The following is a 16607-nucleotide window of genomic DNA, read 5'->3' on the forward strand; positions in this document are numbered from 1 at the left end:
TTACGCAAGATGGATATTCGGGTTCCTCCTGCGCTCTTTGAGACTACACGAAAAGTCCGCGTTGTGTAGGTCAAATGGAGGACAATTTTGTACCCCGACACCTACCCAGTGTGGGGGGTAAGCGGTTCAGGCGTCCCGCAGCTCCTGCGTCAGCGCCGCCACGAACGCGTCGATGTCGTCCTCCGTGGTGTCGAAGGCGCACATCCACCGCACCTCGTTGTTGGCCGCATCCCAGTCGTAGAACCGGAAGTGCTGCCGCAGGCGGTCGGCGACGCCGGACGGCAGCGTCGCGAAGACGCCGTTCGCCTCAGTCTTCTGGCTGAACCCGACACCCTGGATGCTGCCGTCGGCGATGCCCGCCTCGAGGGCCGTGCGGAGGCGGGTGGCCATCGCGTTGGCGTGCGAGGCCGAGCGCAGGTAGAGGTCGTCCGTGAGCAGGGCGATCAGCTGCGCCGAGATGAAGCGCATCTTGGAGGCGAGCTGCATGTTCAGCTTGCGGAGGTAGATCAGGCCCTCGGAGGCCTCCGGGTTGAGCACGACGACGGCCTCGCCGTAGAGCATGCCGTTCTTGGTGCCGCCGAAGCTCAGCACATCCACCCCGGCGTCGGTCGTGAAGGCGCGCAGCGGCAGGCCGAGGGTCGCCGCGGCGTTGGAGATGCGGGAACCGTCCATGTGCAGCTTCATGCCGCGGGCGTGGACGTGGTCCGCGATCGCCCGGATCTCGTCGACCGTGTAGGCGGTGCCGAGCTCGGTGGTCTGCGTGATGGAGACGACCAGCGGCTGTGCACGGTGCTCGTCGCCCCATCCCCAAGCCTCCCGGTCGATCAGCTCGGGCGTCAGCTTGCCGTCGGGGGTCTCGACGGGCAGCAGCTTGATGCCGGCGACCTTCTCGGGCGCTCCCGCCTCGTCGGTGTGGATGTGCGCGGTCTTGGCGCAGACGACGGCGCCCCAGCGGGGCAGCATCGACTGCAGGCCGACCACATTCGCGCCCGTGCCGTTGAACACCGGGTACACCTCGACGCCGGCACCGAAATGGTCGGCGAACACCTCGTGCAGGCGGGCCGTGTAGACGTCCTCGCCGTAGGCGATCTGGTGGCCGTTGTTGGCGGCGGCGATCGCGTCGAGGATCTCGGGATGCACGCCCGCGTAGTTGTCGGAGGCGAAGCCGCGCAGGGTCAGGTCGTGGAGTTGAAGCGTCACCCGTCCATCCTTTCAGGCTCGAGGGGGATGCGTCGGCCGTTGACCGCCGCCGCGTCCTGCTCCCACAGGCGCACGACCTCGTCTCCGAGCCGTGGCTCGAGGCCCTCGAGAGTCTTCACGACGAAGACGGTCGCCGCGGACCGGGGCGCCTGCTTGGCGAAGCCCTGCGCGATGGCGCGCACCCAGGCGTCGGCCGCCGCCTTCGCCGCGGCGTAGTTCGCGCCGCCCGGGTACGGCTTGTCGACGGCGGTCGACGAGACGATGGCCAGCCGGCCCGCGGGGGAGGCGGCGAGGTCGTCGAAGAAGATGCGGGTGGTGTTCCGGAGGGTACGGAAGCCCCGCTCCAGGAACTCCCAGTCCTCGTCGCTCTGGCCGGCGATCCCGCCGCCGCCGCGCCAGCCGCCGACGAGGTGGATGAGGCCGTCGATGTGCCCGAACTTCAGGTGGATGCGCATGGCCAGCTCGGCCACCGCATCCCTGTCGGACAGATCGCACGGTCGCGTGTCGACGCCGGGGACCGCCGCGGCCAGCGCATCCAGCGCCTCCTGCCGGGTTCCGACCGCCAGCACGGTCGCGCCGGCCGCCACCAGCGCGCGGGCGACCGCCTCGCCCGACGCGCTCGCGGCGCCCGCGATCAGGACGAGACGGCCGCGGACGGTGTCCGCGCCGAGCGGCCCGGCCTCCGAAGAGGGCCGGGCCGCCTGGTCCGCCGTGGGGGCGTCGGTCATGCCGCGTCGGTCGTTCCGGTGATGCCGGCGGTGGACTCGATGACTCCTGCCATCTTCTTGTTCAGCGCTTCGTAGAACATCGAGAGCGGGAACTCGTCGTCCAGCACCTGGTCGGTGTAGCCCTTCGGCGGTCCGGCCAGCACCTCGTCCGACAGCCCGCGCGCCCAGTTGGAGGCGGGGTGCGGGGTGAGGGTCTCGGTGAGCATCTCGTAGGCGGCCAGCCAGTGCGCCACCTTCGGGCGGTCGATCGAACGCCAGTAGAGGTCGTTGATCCGGTCGCTCAGCGCGACGACCACGTCGGGGACGTTCTCCCAGTCGATGGTGAGCTGGGTGTCCGTCCAGTGCAGCACGTTGTGCTGGTGCATCCACGCGAACAGCAGCTGGCCGCCGAGCCCGTCGTAGTTGCGCACGCGGCTGCCGGTGATGGCGAACCGGAAGATCCGGTCGAAGATCACCGCGTACTGCACCAGGTGGGCGTGGTCGCGGATCGCCCGCTGCGCGTCCGACAGCTCCGACTCCGGCAGGGCTCCGAGCTCGCGCTCCAGCTTCACCGACTCGCGGAACGCCGTCAGGTCGCAGCGCAGCTCCTCCAGCGAGTAGAGGAAGAACGGCATCCGCTGCTTGATCATGAACGGGTCGAACGGCAGGTCGCCGCGCATGTGGCTGCGGTCGTGGATGATGTCCCACATCACGAAGGTGTCCTCCGTGAGGTGCTGGTCGCCCAGCATCGCGGCCGCGTCCGCGGGCAGCTCCAGCTTCGTGATCTCCGCGGCCGCCCGGACGACGCGGCGGTAGCGTGCCGCCTCGCGGTCCTGGAAGATCGCGCCCCAGGTGAAGGACGGAATCTCGCGCATGGCGACGGTCTCGGGGAACAGCACGGCCGAGTTGGTGTCGTAGCCCGGCGTGAAGTCGACGAAGCGCAGCGCGACGAACAGCTTGTTGCCGTAGTCGCCGGCCTCCAGCTCCGCGATGAAGTCGGGCCAGATGACCTCGACCAGCAGCGCCTCGACGAGCCGGTTCGGGCTGCCGTTCTGCGTGTACATCGGGAAGACGACCAGGTGGCCGAGCCCGTCCACGCGGTGCTGCTGCGGCTGGAACTCGTTGAGCGCGTCGAGGAAGTCGGGCACGCCGAATCCCTCGTCCGCCCAGCGGCCGAAATCGCGCTGCAGCGCGGCGAGGTAGGACGCGTCGTGCGGGAACGCCGGTGCGAGTGCGGCGATCGAGTCGACGATGGTGCGGACGTGCTCGGCGGCGGCGGGCCGGTCGGCCTCGTTCTCGACGGAGCCGTCCTTGACCTGCAGCGCCTGCAGGGCGATGGCCGCATCCTTCAGGCGCAGCCAGGCGGGATCGTTCGCGACCTCGCGGACCGGTCGGCCGTCCTCGACGACCTCGGGCTCCCCGACAATCGCGTCTGCGGTGAAGTGCTGGACGAATTGAGACATGACGAACCTCCCGTCGCTGGTCGGCCGCTCGCACGCGGCAGTGGTGTGAATGGAACGAGCCTATCCGGGGATCGCAAGCGTTTTGTTGTCCATTCCGGCGGAAAAGTGCGCGATCTGCGCTGAAGGCGCAGCTAATCGCTAGCGTGCGGCCTGATCGGCGGCTGTCCACACAGGCGTGCACAACGATTCGAGGCGGTCGCAGGCATCGAGCAGACCGCGCGGCTCGGTCCCGGCCGCGGCGACGATGTCGTCGAGCGCCCGAAGACCGACCCGGTCGAGCAGCCGCTTCTCGTTCGTCACCCAGACACCGCTCGCCGCGGCCGACGCGTGCGCGGTCTGGAGCGCGGCGACCGTGAGGGTCGCGAGGCACTGGGCCGACCGCCCGGAGGCGGCGTGGCTCCGCGCGTACGCGGCGTGCAGGCGAGCCGTACCGGCCCAGACGGCGGGTGCCCGTTCTCGGAGCCGCGGCGGGTACGAGGGGCGTGGCAGCTCGCCGGCGAGCACCCGGGCGATCGCGAGTTCGGCCAGGAGGATGTACCCGGGGATTCCGGCCAGGTGGAAGGACAAGGGCTCGATGTGCATCCGTCCCTCCTCGGCGTCGGCCAGTTCCCGCTCGACCACGTCGAGGTCGCGCCAGTGCAGGTCGACGGGCACGCCGCCGACGCGCAGCCAGGCGCCGCCGTTGAACACGCCCCCACCCCAGGCGCCGAGCTCGGACACCTCGCCGGGGTAACCGAGCGCCCGGACGGCGTCCGGGTCGAAGGTGCCGCGGTAGTAGACCCCGAGGTCCCAGTCGCTGTCCGGGCGTTCGTCGCCCGTCGCGCGGGAACCGCCGAGAGCCACAGCCTGCACGCCGTCGAGGGCGGCCAGCTGCGTCACGAGTCGCTCGATCGCCTCATCCATCCCGCGATGGTAACGGCATCCCGCGATGGTAACGGCCCGTCGCGCGTCGGCAGGAGGCGGGGCGCGCCGGCGCCGACACTGCGATGATGGAGGCATGGGCAGGACGGTTCGCGGGGCGCGGGTGCTGGTGACGGGTGCGGCCTCGGGGATGGGGCGGCTCTATGCGGAGCGCGCCGTGCTCGAAGGGGCGCGCGCCGTCGTGCTGTGGGACCGGGACGAGGCCGCGCTGATGGACCTCACGCACCGGCTGCGCCGTGAGGTGCTCGCGGGGCGCACCTCCGCCGCGTGGGGCGCACCGCCGCGCTCGCCGAGCTCGGCCGGCGGCGCACCGGCCACCAGCGTGCTCCCGTACGTCGTCGACCTGACCGAGCTCGGAGCGATCGCGCAGAGCGCGCAGGCCGTCCGCAAGGAGCTGGGCGGGATCGACGTGCTCATCAACAACGCCGGGATCGTGCGCGGCAAGTACTTCTGGGAGCACGACAACGGCGAGGACACCCGTCCCACCATGCAGGTGAACGCGCTCGCTCCCATGTACGTGACCCGCGAGTTCCTGCCCGGGATGCAGCAGAGCGCCCGGGAGGCGCGGATCGTGAACATCGCGTCCGCCGCGGGCACCCTGTCCAACCCGCGCATGAGCGTCTACGCGGCGAGCAAGTGGGCGGTCATCGGCTGGAGCGACAGCCTCCGCCTCGAACTGGTGCAGCAGGGCTACGAGCACGTGAAGGTGACGACGGTCGCGCCGAGCTACATCGACACCGGGATGTTCGCGGGCGCGCGCGGGCCGCTGCTCACGCCGCTCATGACTCCCGAGTACGTGGTCGACCGCGTGTGGCGCGCGATGCTGGCCGGACGTCCCATGCTGATGCTGCCGTGGACGGTGGGGCTGGCGAAGACGCTGCGCGGCATCCTGCCCACACGCGCGTGGGATGCGGTGGCCGGGCGGGTGTTCGGCGTCTACGACTCGATGGAGGAGTTCACCGGGCGGCAATAGCGTGCCGGTACTCCCGTTTCTGTGAGAACTCACATACAGTGCTCCCCAACGAGCGATCGAAGGAGCACACCGTGAGCGATCCGTCGTGGACCCAGGTGGTCAAGACCGTCGAACCGGAGCAACCGGAGCTGAAACGCGCCCTCGGGCCCGGCCTCCTCCTGCTCTTCATCGTCGGCGACATCCTCGGCACCGGCGTCTACGCCCTGACCGGGCAGGTGGCCGCCGAGGTGGGCGGCGCAGCGTGGCTGCCGTTCCTGCTCGCGTTCGGCGTCGCCACGGTGACCGCGTTCTCGTACCTGGAGCTGGTGACCAAGTACCCGCAGGCGGCGGGCGCAGCGCTCTACACGCACAAGGCGTTCGGCATCCACTTCCTCACCTTCATCGTGTGCTTCGTCGTCATGACGTCGGGCATCACATCGGCCTCGACCGCATCGCGCGCGTTCGCCGTGAACCTGACGGTCGCGTTCGGGCTCTCGGACGACAACCTGACCACCCTGCTCATCGCGCTCGCGTTCATCGTGCTGATCATGCTCGTGAACCTCCGCGGGGTGAGCGAGAGCGTCTGGCTCAACGTCGTGCTGACGCTCGTCGAACTGTCCGGCCTCCTGCTGGTGATCTTCATCGGGCTGTGGGCGATCGCCGGAGGCAACGCCGACTGGTCGCGCGTCGTCGCGTTCGAGACGCCGCAGGACAAGGGCGTGCTCCTCGCGGTCAGCACCGCGACCTCGCTGGCGTTCTTCGCAATGGTCGGGTTCGAGGACTCCGTGAACATGGCGGAGGAGACGAAGGATCCGAGCCGGATCTTCCCGAAGATGATGCTTAGCGGGCTCGGCATCGCCGCCGTCATCTACGTGCTGGTGTCCATCACCGTCGTGGCGCTCGTGCCGATCGGCGAGCTGGCCGGCAGCGAGACCCCGCTCGTCGCGGCGGTCGAGGCGGCCGCCCCCGGATTCCCGATCAACGACCTCCTCCCGTTCATCTCGATGTTCGCCGTGGCCAACACGGCGCTGATCAACATGATGATGGCGAGCCGCCTGCTCTACGGCATGAGCCGGCAGAACGTCCTCCCGCCGTTCCTCGCCAAGGTGTCGCCGAAGCGGCGCACGCCGTGGACGGCCATCCTGTTCACCTCGGCGCTCGCCGTGGCCCTCATCGGCTACGTGTCGCTCGACCCGAAGGGGTCGATCGTGGCGCTGCTCGGAGGCACGACGTCGCTGCTGCTGCTGGCGGTCTTCGCGATAGTGAACGTCACCGTGCTGGTGCTGCGGAGGCAGCCGGTGGATCACAAGCACTTCCGCTCGCCGAGCGTGCTTCCGGTGATCGGCGCCATCACCTGCGTGTACCTGGTGCTGCCGTGGACCTCCGGCCGCCCGGCCGGTCAGTACACGATCGCGCTGGGGCTCCTGGCGATCGGTGTGCTGCTCTGGGTCGTCGAGCGGATCTACTCCGCGGTGGCGCGGAAGCGCACGGCGGGCGTCCCGAAGTAGGTCACCGGGTGGGCCCGGGACCGGGGTCGCCGCGCTCGACGATGGCGGCGGGGTCCAGGTCGTCCTCCGGCGGCACGGGGACATCGCCGACATCGTCCGGGCCGCCGGTGCCCGGGCGGACGCTCGCGCCGGTCGAGTCCGCCTGCTTGGCCTCTGTCTCGCGTTCGCTGGACGGGCTGTAGGAGCGGTCCTTCGCTGTCTGGTCGGCGTCGCTCTGGTGCTCGTCGGGCGCATCCGGTGTGGCGTTCATTGCGCGGACGGTACGCGCACATGGCTCCCGGCTTAAGCCCCTGACCACCGGCGGCGACGGGTGTTCCGTGGGGAGCACACGAATGGAGGTCATGGATGTCTTTCCCTGAGCAACAGCAGCAGCCGCCCGGCGAGACCGAGGCGATGGAACCGCGCCCCGACCACGGCGAGGAGAGCTATCGCGGCAGCGGCAAGCTGACCGGCAAGATCGCGCTCATCACCGGCGCGGACAGCGGCATCGGCAAAGCCGTCGCCATCGCGTACGCGCGGGAGGGCGCCGACGTGGCGATCTCGTATCTGTCGGAGGACGAGGACGCGGAGGACACGGCCAAGTGGGTTCGTGAGGCGGGGCGGAAGGCGCTGCTCCTGCGCGGCGACGTCTCTGATCCGGCCCATTGCCGCGAGATCGTCCGGAGGACCGTGGAGGAGCTCGGCGGCATCGACGTGCTCGTCAGCAACGCCGCCTTCCAGATGAACCACGAGTCGCTGGAGGAGATCCCGGACGACGAGTGGGATCACACGATCGCGACGAACCTGTCGGCGTTCTTCCACCTCGCGAAGGCGTCGGTTCCGCACATGAAGCCCGGAGCGAGCATCATCGGGTCGTCGTCGGTGAACTCCGACATGCCGTCACCCACGCTGCTCCCGTACGCGGCCACCAAGGCGGCCATCGCGAACATGACCGCGTCGCTCGCGCAGCTGCTCGGCGAGAAGGGCATCCGCGCCAACAGTGTGGCCCCGGGGCCGATCTGGACGCCGCTCATCCCGTCGACCATGCCGGAGGAGAAGGTGAGCCAGTTCGGGAGCGACACCCCGCTGGGGCGCGCCGGGCAGCCGGCCGAGCTGGCACCGGTCTACGTGCTGCTGGCCGGCGACGACGGCTCGTACATCTCGGGCGCGCGCGTCGCGGTCACGGGCGGGCGGCCCATCCTGTAACCGTCCGTACGGCGCCTCGGCACACGGAACGGCGCCCGGTGCGTGATGCACCGGGCGCCGTCTTCGTCGTGATTCTCCGTCGTGGGGGAGCGGTCAGACCGTCTCGCCGCGGTCGACCTCGCCGCGCCAGGCGCCGGTCTCGGTGCCCTGCGACTCGATGAACTTCTTGAAGTTCTCGAGGTCCTTCTTGACCGCGTGGTCGTCGAGGCCGAAGACCGAACCGATCTTCTCCAGGGCGTCCGAGGGCGCCCACTCGAGCTGGACCGTCACCTTGGTCTCGGCGTCCGAGAGGCGGTGGAAGGTGACGACGCCGGCGTGCTCGGTGTCGCCGGCCACGGACTTCCACGCAACGCGCTCGTCCGGGAGCTGCTCGGTGATGACGGTGTCGAACTGACGCTCAGCACCGCCGATCTTGACCCGCCAGTGGTTGGTCGTGTCGTCCACCTGGGTGATCTCCTCCACCTCGTCGAGGAAGTGGGGGAAGGACTCGAACTGGGTCCACTGGTTGTAGGCGGTGGTCACGGGCACGTTCACGTCGATGGACTGGGTCACTGCAGCCATATCGGCTCCTTTCGTCGTCTGTTCGTCTCTGTCCTCCGCGACGGTAGGCCGGGCCCGGATTCGATATAGGGCCTCGACTTCACAGGGAGTTCGTGCGATGGCAAGCGCCCTGCAAGGTCTTGCCAGCGCCGGAGATGGGGGTAGGCGTGGAGGGGAACAGACCGCAGACGGAAGGAGCGGATCATGGCCGACCGGCCCATCCAGATCGACGTGCAGAAGTACCTGGGCGGCGTGGACTACCCCGCGAGCAAGGCCGACCTGGTCGGCAAAGCCCAGGGTCAGGGAGCCCCGAAGGAGGTCATCGACGCCCTCGAGAGCCTGCCGGACCGCCGGTTCGAGAGCCCGGTGCAGGTGACGGAGGGCATCAGCGGGAGCTGAGGCTCGGGGCGCAGCAGCCGTGCCGTACGGCGGTCGGTTTCAGCTGCGCGTGCCGCTGGTGCGACCGCTCCAAGAGAGGGAGTGGCGCGCCTGTTCCGCCGTGAGGGCGGTCTCGCCTCCGCAGTTGGTGCACTGGTTCACGTAGCGCGTCGACACGGGGAACAGCGGAATGAAGAACAGCGTGAAGCGGTTCGAGCGCTTCACGACGTTCTGGGGCGCGTCCACGCCGCAGTAACCGCACACGAAGCGGACGACGTTGATGATCGTCTCGTGCAGGCTGGAACCGAATATCAGGAGCATGCGTCGGGCCTTCCTCTGGGCAGCCGCTCCATCTAGCAGCGCTGTTCCCCATCGGGGTAAGCCCTTGACCGGGCCGGGGAACGGCGCTCAGAAGGTGGCGCCGGGCACGCCCGAGATCACGAGGGCGGCGCCGCCGACCCAGACGCCGACCGCGAGCAGGATGCCGACGATCGGCACCCAGAAGCTGATCCGGCGCAGCACGAGCAGGACGACCGCGGCGATGATCGCGACGACAGTCACCGCCGCCGGCCCGATCAGCGCCACGAAGAATCCGATGCCCATCCGTTCGGTGTCGCACACGGTCGACCCGCCGCAGGGGTCGCTCGCGAACACCAGGAAGAACGCCGCGAACGTCAGGATGCCGGCGAGGACGACGCCGACGACCATCAGGACGATCGACGTGACGAGGTCCCAGACGATGACCGGGCGACGCGTCGTCGTCCCGGGCGGAAGCGTGGTCACGAGCGGATGCTCCTCAGCCGAAGATCATCGGACGGTCGTCGTCGTCCTCGGCCGCGGGAGGCGATGCGAGTTCGACGAGCACGGGTACGTGATCGCTGGGCGCGGTTCCCTTGCGCTCGTTGCGGTGGATGCTCGCACCCACCACGCGGTCGGCGAACGCGCGCGATCCCAGGATGAAGTCGATCCGGAGGCCCTCGTTCCGCGGGAAGCGCAGCTGCTTGTAGTCCCAGTAGGTGTAGCCGTCCGGAACGATCGGGCGCACCACATCCGTCAGGCCGGCCTTCTCGAACGCCGCAAAAGCCGTCCGCTCCGGCGGCGAGATGTGAGTGGACAGGCCGGGCACGAGGCTGGGATCGCCGACATCCGAGTCGAGGGGGGCGACGTTCCAGTCGCCCATCAGCGCCAGCTGAAGCTCGGGGTCATCGGTGAGCCAGCGCTGCGTGTCGGCCGCGAGGGCGGCCAGCCAGTCGAGCTTGTACACGTAGTGCGGGTCGGACAGGGAGCGGCCGTTGGGCACGTACAGGCTCCACAGCCGGAGGCCGTCGACGGTCGCGCCGATCGCGCGCGCCTCCTTCGGGAGGTCGGGGCCGTCGTGGTCCTTGAGGAATCCCGGCATGTCGGGGAAGCCGATCGTCACATCCTCGATCGGCAGACGGCTGGCGATCGCGACGCCGTTCCACTGGTTGAGACCGTGCAGCACGACCTCATAGCCCGCCGCCTCGAACTCGGCGTAGGGGAACTGCTCGGGCTTGCACTTGATCTCCTGCATGGCGAGCACATCCACGTCTTCGCGGACCATCCAGTCGACGACCCGGACGACGCGGGTGCGGATCGAGTTCACATTCCAGGTGGCGACGCGCATGCCCCGATCGTATCGGCCCCCGCCGACGTCGCCGGAGCCGGGAGCCGCGGCTGTGGACGGCGGGCGGCCTGTGCACAACTCCCGGTCGCACGCCCCTTCCCCTCTAGAATCGGGGATGTGACCGACGCACGACAGCAGCTCATCGACTACATCGCCGCCGAGGCCGTCTTCCACGGCGACTTCACCCTGACCAGCGGCAAGAAGGCGAGCTACTACGTCGACCTCCGCAAGGTGAGCCTCGACCACCGCGTCGCGCCGCTGATCGGCCAGGTCATGATCGACCTCATCCGTGATGTCCCGGACGTGGTCGCCGTCGGTGGGATGACGATGGGCGCCGACCCGGTCGCCGCGGCCATCCTGCATCAGGGCGCCGCCCAGGGTCTGTCGTACGACGCCTTCGTCGTGCGCAAGGAGCCGAAGGACCACGGCCGCGGCAAGCAGGTGGAAGGGCCCGACCTGCAGGGCAAGCGCGTGATCGTGCTCGAGGACACCTCGACCACCGGCGGCTCCCCGCTCAAGGCGATCGAAGCGCTCACCAAGGTCGGCGCCGAGATCGCGGCCGTCGCCGTGGTCGTGGACCGCGACACGGGCGCCCGCGAGGTCATCGAGGGCGCCGGCTACCCGTACTTCGCCGCCATCGGCCTGAAGGACCTGGGGCTGGCGTAGTGTCCGACGAACGCGGGAGGGGCGCGGGGGACGACGCCCACCTCGACGACGAGCGCCCGGGTGACGAGCGCCTCGGCGACGAGCGTCCCGGCGACGAGCGCCCCGGTCACGACGACGCGGCACCCGCGGAGCCCGAGTTCGGGAGCTCGGAGTGGCTGCTCCAGCAGCTGACCGGTGGCCGCCACGTCGACCGGCCCGTGGATGCGGACACCGCAGAGCCGGACGCGAACGGGCCCGAGGCCCCCGCGGAACAGCCCTCCGTCGACCAGCCGGCGTCGTCGGTCTCCGAACCCTTCGAGGATCTCCTCGGGCCGGGAGAGCAGCCCACCGCTGTCGCTGAGGAGCCCGCCACCGAGTTCCCGGTCGCGTTCTCGTGGAACCTGAAGCCGGGCGAGGGCTACGACCCGCTGGTGGGAGAGCCCGCGGCGGAGTCCGCTCCGGCCGCCGCGGAGTCCACTCCCGTCGTCCCGGCCGCCGAGCCGGCACCCGAAGCTTTCTCGCTCGCCGAACCGACGCCCACTCCTCCCACCGGCTGGGCAACGGGCATCCCCGCCGACGACGAAGACGTCCGCGAGGAGGACGTCCGTGACGAGGAAGTCCGCGACGAGGACGCCGACGGCGAGCCCGCGGACGAGCGATCCGACGCACCCACCCCGACGTCGGAGACACCCGTCGCCGCCGGCTCCTGGATCATCGAGACGCCCGCGCCGGCGCCCGCGGCTCCGGAGCCGACGCGCACCATCTTCGATCCGCCTGCGCCGCGCGCGGACTCGGACGACACGTCCGAGAGCCACGGGCTGGCCGCCCTGCTCGGATTCGGCGCGCCGGAGGCGGACACGCCCACGGGCCGCTCCATCATCGGTGACACGACCAGCGTCATCCCGATCCTTCCGGCGGACCTGAGCCGCCCACCGGCGAGCGACCCCGTCGAGGAACCGCCCGCCGCGCCGGATCGTTCCGTCGCCGACACGCCCACCCAGCAGCTCGACGCAGCGGCGATGGCAGCGCTCCTGCGCCACGACGAGCGAGACGATGTCCTCCCGTCGGAGCTCGCCATCCCCGCCGCGGAGGCCGAGCTCGCGATGGGCGGCGTGCCGTCCCCCGCCACGAGCCCGATCGACGCCGCCAGCATCGCCGCCGCGTCCGAGCCGGAACCGTTCGCGCCCGCCACGGAGGCGGCCGAGACCCCGGAGGATGTGGATGCCGCCGATGACGGCGAGCAGACGCCGTCGGACGGGATCGCCGCGCTGTTCGGAGAGGTCGCCGTCCCGGTGGAGGACGTCGCCGCCCCTGCGGAGATCGACGAGCCCGCCGCCGAGGAGCCAGAACTCGCCGCGGAGCCGGAGCCCGAGCCGGGGCCCGAGCCGGAAAGGTGGCCTGCGCCGAGGCCGGAGCCCTCGCCGGACCCGGAGCCCGAACCCGAGCCCGCCGCCGACCTCGAGGGCCCTCAGCTCACCGCGACCATGCCCTTCTCGCGCATCGCCCCGGACGCCGAAGAGCAGCCGGACGGTCGCGCAGACGTCCTGTCCCCGCCGACGTTCACCCCGCTGGCGACGCAGCCGATCGCCCCCGCGAGTGCGACTCCGCCGGTGGCTGCCGCGACGGCGACCTCCGCGACCGCGCCGGGTGAGCCCGGTGACCCGGGCGCACCCTCCGGCCCGACCGGCCCGACTGGCCCCGGTGGCCCGACCGGCCCCGGAGGCCCCGGAATCTGGGCATCGCGCAACAACCGCATCCTGCTGCTCGCGCTCGCCGGTCTCGCCGTCGTGCTGGTGCTCGTCGGGCTGTTCGCGCTGGGCACCCGCATCCCGTCGCTCGTCGGTGCGCCCGCGCCCGCCGCGCAGCCCACCGGCTCGGCGAAGCCGTCCGCTCCGTCTCCGACGCCGACCCCGACTCCCACGCCGGTCCCGACCGTCACCCCGAAGCCCGCTGCGGCGGTCGGCCCGGGCACGCACCCGTGGGATGCGCTCGGCGGCGGCGAGTGCATCCAGCCGTTCACGTCCGTGTGGGCCGAGGAGTTCACCGTCGTCGACTGCGCCGCCCCGCACACCGCGCAGCTGCTCTACACGAACGTGCTCTCCGCCGATCCGGCAGCGCCGTATCCCGGGGCGGATGCGCTGGCCCAGCAGATCCCGGGCCTGTGCACCGCCTCCGGCGTCGTCGACCTCGGTGCGGCCGGCGCCTACCCGGACCTCCAGGTCACCGGCTCCTTCCCGGCCACGGAAGAGCAGTGGAAGAACGGCCAGCGCTCGTACTACTGCTTCGCGAACCGGTCGAGCGGCCAGCCGCTCACGTCGTCCGTCGCCGGTCCCGGCCCGTCCGCCTGACCGGGCCCGAGGCCGCGAAGCCGCGCCGCGACCCTCAGAGCTCGGTCTCGACGGGCTCCCGCACGACCAGCTCGTCGACGCCGCGCAGCACCTCGTCCGGGCGGAACGGGTAGCGCTCGATCTCGCTGTGGTCGCTGATCCCGGTGAGCACCAGGATGGTGTGCAGGCCGGCCTCGATGCCCGCGACGACGTCCGTGTCCATCCGGTCGCCGATCATCGCGGTGTTCTCGGAGTGCGCGCCGATGCGGTTCATCGCCGAGCGGAACATCATCGGGTTCGGCTTGCCGACCACGTACGGGTCGCGGCCGGTGGCCTTGGTGATCATCGCGGTCACCGCACCGGTCGCCGGCAGCGGTCCCTCGGCGCTCGGGCCGGTGGCGTCGGGGTTCGTGGAGATGAACCGTGCGCCCTTGCCGATCAGCCGGATGGCCTTCGTGATCGCGTCGAAGGAGTAGCTGCGCGTCTCGCCGACGACCACGTAGTCGGGGTTCGTGTCCGTCATGATGAAGCCGGCCTCGTGGAGCGCCGTGGTGAGTCCCGCCTCGCCGATCACATACGCGCTCCCGCCGGGCATCTGCGACTTCAGGAAGTCCGCGGTCGCCAGGGCCGAGGTCCAGATCGACTCCTCGGGAACGTCGAGGCCCGAGGTGCGCAGCCGCGCCGCGAGGTCGCGCGGCGTGAAGATGGAGTTGTTCGTCAGCACCAGGAACGGCGTCCCCTGGTCCCGCCACTGCTGGATGAGGTCCGACGCGCCGGGCAGGGCCTGGTTCTCGTGGACGAGCACGCCGTCCATGTCGGTGAGCCAGCACTCGATCTCGTCGCGACGCGTCACGCGGACTCCTTCCACGGGGGATTCGATGCGTCCAGCTTAGGGGCCGGGGCGACGCTGCGGTGAGGCACCGCATCCGGTGGTGGATACGCTTGTGCGGTGGACGACACGCCCAACCCGACGCACGAGCTGACGACGCACGGTGTCGGACCGTGGCCGGGCGAGTGGCCGGACGACCCGCGCTACGACCCGGAGCTGCTGCGACACGGGGACACCCGCAACGTCATCGACCGCTACCGGTACTGGCGCATGGAGGCGATCGTCGCCGACCTCGACGAGCACCGCCACCCCTTCCACGTGGCGATCGAGAACTGGCAGCACGACATGAACATCGGCTCGATCGTGCGCAGCGCGAACGCGTTCGCCGCCGACACCGTCCACATCATCGGGCGTCGGCGCTGGAACAAGCGCGGCGCGATGGTCACCGACCGTTACCAGCACGTCGTGCACCACGAGGATGTGGAGTCCTTCGTCGCGTGGGCACGCGCACAGGGGGTGCCGGTGATCGCGATCGACAACGTCCCCGGCTCGGTCGGCATCGAGACGTTCGCGCTCCCGCGGGAGTGCGTCCTGCTCTTCGGTCAGGAGGGTCCCGGACTCTCGGAGGCGGCGCTGGATGCGGCGGACGCGGTGGTCGAGATCGCCCAGTTCGGCTCCACCCGCTCGATCAACGCCTCCGCGGCCGCGGCGATCGCGATGCACACGTGGATCACGCAGCACGTCCCGTTCGCCTGACAGCCGTGGTCAGCGGTTGACCCTCCGCCAGACGAGCTTCAGCCCCGACCAGTCGGTGTCGATCGCGGCGACCTTCACATCCACGAGTCCGCGCTCCAGCGCCGCATCCCGGATCACGTTCTCGTTCAGGTCGCTCACGTGCCCCGCGGCCTTGCGCGGCCAGGCCGCCCAGATCATCCCGTCGGGCCGGATGCGCTCGCCGAGGGCGTCGAGCTCGGCGAGGAACTCCGCCGCCGAGCGGTAGAACGCCAGCACGAGTCCCGCCGGGCCGTCGTCGGCCCAGTCGACGGACGCCGGATCATCGAGGGGGATGCGCCACCCGGCGTCGGCGTGGAGCACGGACACCCGCATGCCGGGTTTCACACCGAGCTTCTTCCACAGCGGTGTGCCGGAGTATCCGGCGGCAGTGCTCACCGGCGCCAGCCCGCGTCGTCGGCGATGCGCCGGATCGCCTCCGCGTCGAGGTCGTAGACGGTCTCGCCGTCGTCCTTCGCCGGTGCGGCGATCATGTGCGCCCGCATCGGGCCATCCGCGGGCAGCTGGATCCAGGCGAACCCGGCGCCGCGCACGGCACGCTCCCGCGGCGGCGGCCAGAGCACGTCCGTCGTGTTGGCGACCGCCGGCGCCACGACCACCGGGATGCCCGTGCCGCCCGCCTCGGTGACCAGGCCGTGATGGAAGTGCCCGGCGAGGATGAGCCGGACGCCGCCTCCCGCGCACATCTCCAGCAGCGGCTCGGGCTCGACCAGCCGGAGCGGCTCGAACAGCACCGTGGTCGGCGGGACGGGTGGATGGTGCAGCACGACGACCGTGCCGTGCTCGGCCGACGTCGACAGGGTCTCGCGGAGCCGGTCGAGCTGCGCTTCCGTCACCTTGCCGTACCCGGCTCCCGGCACGGAGGTGTCGACCGTGACGATCCGGAACCCGCGCACCGAGACCTCGGTCTCGCGGTCGCCGAGCACCTGCTCGAACCCGTCGCGGAGGTCGTGGTTGCCCATCGCGTAGACGACGACCGCTCCGCGTTCCGCGGCCCACGGGTCCAGCGTCGCCTTCAGCCGCCGGTACGACGCGGCGCTGCCGTCCTCGGAGAGGTCGCCTGAGACGACCACCGCATCCACCTCGGTGAGCGACGCGGCGCGCGCCAGAACGCGGTCGAGCGCGCCCAGGGTGTCGACGATGCCGTAGTGCAGCCGCCCGTCGCCGAACAGGTGCGTGTCGGAGAGGTGGAGGATGCGCAGCGAATCGGTCACGCCGCCACCCTAGCGCCGGCCACCGTCGTCGCCCGGGCGCCGCCCGTCACTCGGTGTCGAGCGCCTGGATCAGCGCGTCCACCGCCGTCACCAGGTTGTGCAGCGCCTGTCGTTCGATGGAGTCCTCCGGCAGCTTCTGGATGTCGTAGCTCGCGGCGCTGGCCGCCTGTCGCGCCTGGGAAAGCGCCGCCTGGACTTCGAGATCGGCCATGGTCGTCCTCCTGAAGGTCGAGTGCTGGTGGGCGCCACACTAGCGCCAGGCGATGGGCGCCCACCAGAGTCTCCGGGACCTCTCCGGGAC

20 protein-coding genes are annotated in these 16607 nt (G+C 70.6%); 7 read left to right on the forward strand and 13 right to left on the reverse strand.

Features of this window, described 5'->3' with window-relative positions; translation table 11 throughout:
* Positions 1-126: 126 nt before the first annotated feature.
* The 4 genes from ACTJI1_RS00080 to ACTJI1_RS00095 form a co-directional block, all read right to left on the reverse strand.
* Positions 127-1200, reverse strand: coding sequence for a threonine aldolase family protein (locus ACTJI1_RS00080; protein WP_310131827.1), 1074 nt, complete (start codon positions 1198-1200; stop codon positions 127-129).
* Complete coding sequence (locus ACTJI1_RS00085) at positions 1197-1928, reverse strand: SDR family oxidoreductase (protein ID WP_440741053.1); 732 nt, start codon at positions 1926-1928, stop codon at positions 1197-1199. Before ACTJI1_RS00085 ends, ACTJI1_RS00080 begins: the two co-directional genes overlap by 4 nt.
* The gene (locus ACTJI1_RS00090; protein WP_440741054.1) at positions 1925-3370 is read right to left on the reverse strand and encodes a DUF6421 family protein; all 1446 of its coding nucleotides are present in this window, start codon (positions 3368-3370) and stop codon (positions 1925-1927) included. The genes ACTJI1_RS00085 and ACTJI1_RS00090 overlap by 4 nt, the downstream gene beginning before the upstream one ends.
* Before the next feature lie 138 nt (positions 3371-3508).
* Positions 3509-4273 carry a nucleotidyltransferase domain-containing protein gene (locus ACTJI1_RS00095; protein WP_440741055.1) on the reverse strand — a complete coding sequence of 255 codons (765 nt, stop codon included), beginning with the start codon at positions 4271-4273 and terminating at the stop codon, positions 3509-3511.
* A 94-nt stretch (positions 4274-4367) separates the two neighbouring features.
* Between ACTJI1_RS00095 and ACTJI1_RS00100 the strand changes: the two genes are divergently transcribed.
* Together ACTJI1_RS00100 and ACTJI1_RS00105 are read left to right on the forward strand one after the other, a co-directional pair.
* A complete protein-coding gene (locus ACTJI1_RS00100; protein ID WP_440741056.1) occupies positions 4368-5264 on the forward strand; it encodes an SDR family NAD(P)-dependent oxidoreductase in 897 nt (298 codons plus the stop codon).
* A 71-nt stretch (positions 5265-5335) separates the two neighbouring features.
* Complete coding sequence (locus tag ACTJI1_RS00105; protein WP_440741057.1) at positions 5336-6751, forward strand: APC family permease; 1416 nt, start codon at positions 5336-5338, stop codon at positions 6749-6751.
* A gap of 1 nt (position 6752) precedes the next feature.
* Here the strand turns inward: ACTJI1_RS00105 and ACTJI1_RS00110 are convergent, their stop codons facing one another.
* On the reverse strand, positions 6753-7001 hold the full coding sequence (locus ACTJI1_RS00110; RefSeq protein ID WP_440741058.1) for a hypothetical protein: 249 nt from the start codon (positions 6999-7001) through the stop codon (positions 6753-6755).
* Positions 7002-7096: 95 nt separating this feature from the next.
* On the opposite strand from ACTJI1_RS00110, the gene ACTJI1_RS00115 reads away from it, so the two are divergent.
* Complete coding sequence (locus tag ACTJI1_RS00115; protein ID WP_310131812.1) at positions 7097-7936, forward strand: SDR family oxidoreductase; 840 nt, start codon at positions 7097-7099, stop codon at positions 7934-7936.
* Between the two features lie 93 nt (positions 7937-8029).
* Here the strand turns inward: ACTJI1_RS00115 and ACTJI1_RS00120 are convergent, their stop codons facing one another.
* Positions 8030-8497, reverse strand: coding sequence for an SRPBCC family protein (locus ACTJI1_RS00120; RefSeq protein ID WP_440741059.1), 468 nt, complete (start codon positions 8495-8497; stop codon positions 8030-8032).
* Between the two features lie 183 nt (positions 8498-8680).
* Here ACTJI1_RS00120 and ACTJI1_RS00125 point away from each other — a divergent pair, with 183 nt between their 5' ends.
* A complete protein-coding gene (locus ACTJI1_RS00125; RefSeq protein WP_440741060.1) occupies positions 8681-8875 on the forward strand; it encodes a DUF2795 domain-containing protein in 195 nt (64 codons plus the stop codon).
* Between the two features lie 39 nt (positions 8876-8914).
* On the opposite strand, the gene ACTJI1_RS00130 is transcribed toward ACTJI1_RS00125, so the two are convergent.
* The 3 genes from ACTJI1_RS00130 to ACTJI1_RS00140 form a co-directional block, all read right to left on the reverse strand.
* A complete protein-coding gene (locus ACTJI1_RS00130) occupies positions 8915-9175 on the reverse strand; it encodes a zinc-ribbon domain-containing protein (RefSeq protein WP_310131809.1) in 261 nt (86 codons plus the stop codon).
* Positions 9176-9262: 87 nt separating this feature from the next.
* Complete coding sequence (locus ACTJI1_RS00135; RefSeq protein WP_440741061.1) at positions 9263-9637, reverse strand: hypothetical protein; 375 nt, start codon at positions 9635-9637, stop codon at positions 9263-9265.
* Positions 9638-9650: 13 nt separating this feature from the next.
* Positions 9651-10499: an exodeoxyribonuclease III gene (locus tag ACTJI1_RS00140; protein ID WP_440741062.1), complete on the reverse strand. Its 849-nt coding sequence runs from the start codon at positions 10497-10499 to the stop codon at positions 9651-9653.
* A 117-nt stretch (positions 10500-10616) separates the two neighbouring features.
* On the opposite strand from ACTJI1_RS00140, the gene pyrE reads away from it, so the two are divergent.
* On the forward strand, positions 10617-11165 hold the full coding sequence (gene pyrE, locus ACTJI1_RS00145) for an orotate phosphoribosyltransferase (RefSeq protein WP_310131804.1): 549 nt from the start codon (positions 10617-10619) through the stop codon (positions 11163-11165).
* Positions 11165-13492, forward strand: a complete 2328-nt coding sequence (locus tag ACTJI1_RS00150; protein ID WP_440741063.1) for a hypothetical protein — start codon at positions 11165-11167, stop codon at positions 13490-13492. The genes pyrE and ACTJI1_RS00150 overlap by 1 nt, the downstream gene beginning before the upstream one ends.
* A gap of 34 nt (positions 13493-13526) precedes the next feature.
* Here ACTJI1_RS00150 and ACTJI1_RS00155 read toward each other — a convergent pair whose 3' ends face one another.
* Positions 13527-14324, reverse strand: a complete 798-nt coding sequence (locus tag ACTJI1_RS00155) for an HAD-IIA family hydrolase (RefSeq protein WP_310131799.1) — start codon at positions 14322-14324, stop codon at positions 13527-13529.
* A 96-nt stretch (positions 14325-14420) separates the two neighbouring features.
* Here ACTJI1_RS00155 and ACTJI1_RS00160 point away from each other — a divergent pair, with 96 nt between their 5' ends.
* Positions 14421-15056 (forward strand): TrmH family RNA methyltransferase, encoded by a 636-nt coding sequence (locus tag ACTJI1_RS00160; RefSeq protein ID WP_440741064.1) that lies wholly within the window; start codon positions 14421-14423, stop codon positions 15054-15056.
* 9 nt (positions 15057-15065) lie between these two features.
* Here the strand turns inward: ACTJI1_RS00160 and ACTJI1_RS00165 are convergent, their stop codons facing one another.
* From ACTJI1_RS00165 to ACTJI1_RS00175, 3 genes are read right to left on the reverse strand one after another with little or no spacing between them, the layout of a single operon-like run.
* Positions 15066-15470, reverse strand: coding sequence for a DUF3052 family protein (locus ACTJI1_RS00165; RefSeq protein WP_440741065.1), 405 nt, complete (start codon positions 15468-15470; stop codon positions 15066-15068).
* Positions 15467-16306, reverse strand: a complete 840-nt coding sequence (locus ACTJI1_RS00170) for a metallophosphoesterase (protein ID WP_440741066.1) — start codon at positions 16304-16306, stop codon at positions 15467-15469. Before ACTJI1_RS00170 ends, ACTJI1_RS00165 begins: the two co-directional genes overlap by 4 nt.
* Before the next feature lie 46 nt (positions 16307-16352).
* Complete coding sequence (locus tag ACTJI1_RS00175) at positions 16353-16517, reverse strand: hypothetical protein (protein WP_310131790.1); 165 nt, start codon at positions 16515-16517, stop codon at positions 16353-16355.
* Positions 16518-16607: the final 90 nt, after the last annotated feature.

It is taken from the genome of Leifsonia sp. 22587 (assembly GCF_052044215.1).
GTDB classification, from domain to species: domain Bacteria; phylum Actinomycetota; class Actinomycetes; order Actinomycetales; family Microbacteriaceae; genus Leifsonia; species Leifsonia shinshuensis_C.

Excerpts from the sequence above, each read along its gene's own strand:
- ACTJI1_RS00085 (WP_440741053.1), bottom strand. The coding sequence starts at position 1,928 with ATGACCGACGCCCCCACGGCGGACCAGGCGGCCCGGCCCTCTTCGGAG.
- ACTJI1_RS00090 (WP_440741054.1), bottom strand. The coding sequence starts at position 3,370 with ATGTCTCAATTCGTCCAGCACTTCACCGCAGACGCGATTGTCGGGGAG.
- ACTJI1_RS00095 (WP_440741055.1), bottom strand. The coding sequence starts at position 4,273 with ATGGATGAGGCGATCGAGCGACTCGTGACGCAGCTGGCCGCCCTCGAC.
- ACTJI1_RS00100 (WP_440741056.1), top strand. The coding sequence starts at position 4,368 with ATGGGCAGGACGGTTCGCGGGGCGCGGGTGCTGGTGACGGGTGCGGCC.
- ACTJI1_RS00110 (WP_440741058.1), bottom strand. The coding sequence starts at position 7,001 with ATGAACGCCACACCGGATGCGCCCGACGAGCACCAGAGCGACGCCGAC.
- ACTJI1_RS00115 (WP_310131812.1), top strand. The coding sequence starts at position 7,097 with ATGTCTTTCCCTGAGCAACAGCAGCAGCCGCCCGGCGAGACCGAGGCG.
- ACTJI1_RS00120 (WP_440741059.1), bottom strand. The coding sequence starts at position 8,497 with ATGGCTGCAGTGACCCAGTCCATCGACGTGAACGTGCCCGTGACCACC.
- ACTJI1_RS00125 (WP_440741060.1), top strand. The coding sequence starts at position 8,681 with ATGGCCGACCGGCCCATCCAGATCGACGTGCAGAAGTACCTGGGCGGC.
- ACTJI1_RS00130 (WP_310131809.1), bottom strand. The coding sequence starts at position 9,175 with ATGCTCCTGATATTCGGTTCCAGCCTGCACGAGACGATCATCAACGTC.
- ACTJI1_RS00140 (WP_440741062.1), bottom strand. The coding sequence starts at position 10,499 with ATGCGCGTCGCCACCTGGAATGTGAACTCGATCCGCACCCGCGTCGTC.
- ACTJI1_RS00175 (WP_310131790.1), bottom strand. The coding sequence starts at position 16,517 with ATGGCCGATCTCGAAGTCCAGGCGGCGCTTTCCCAGGCGCGACAGGCG.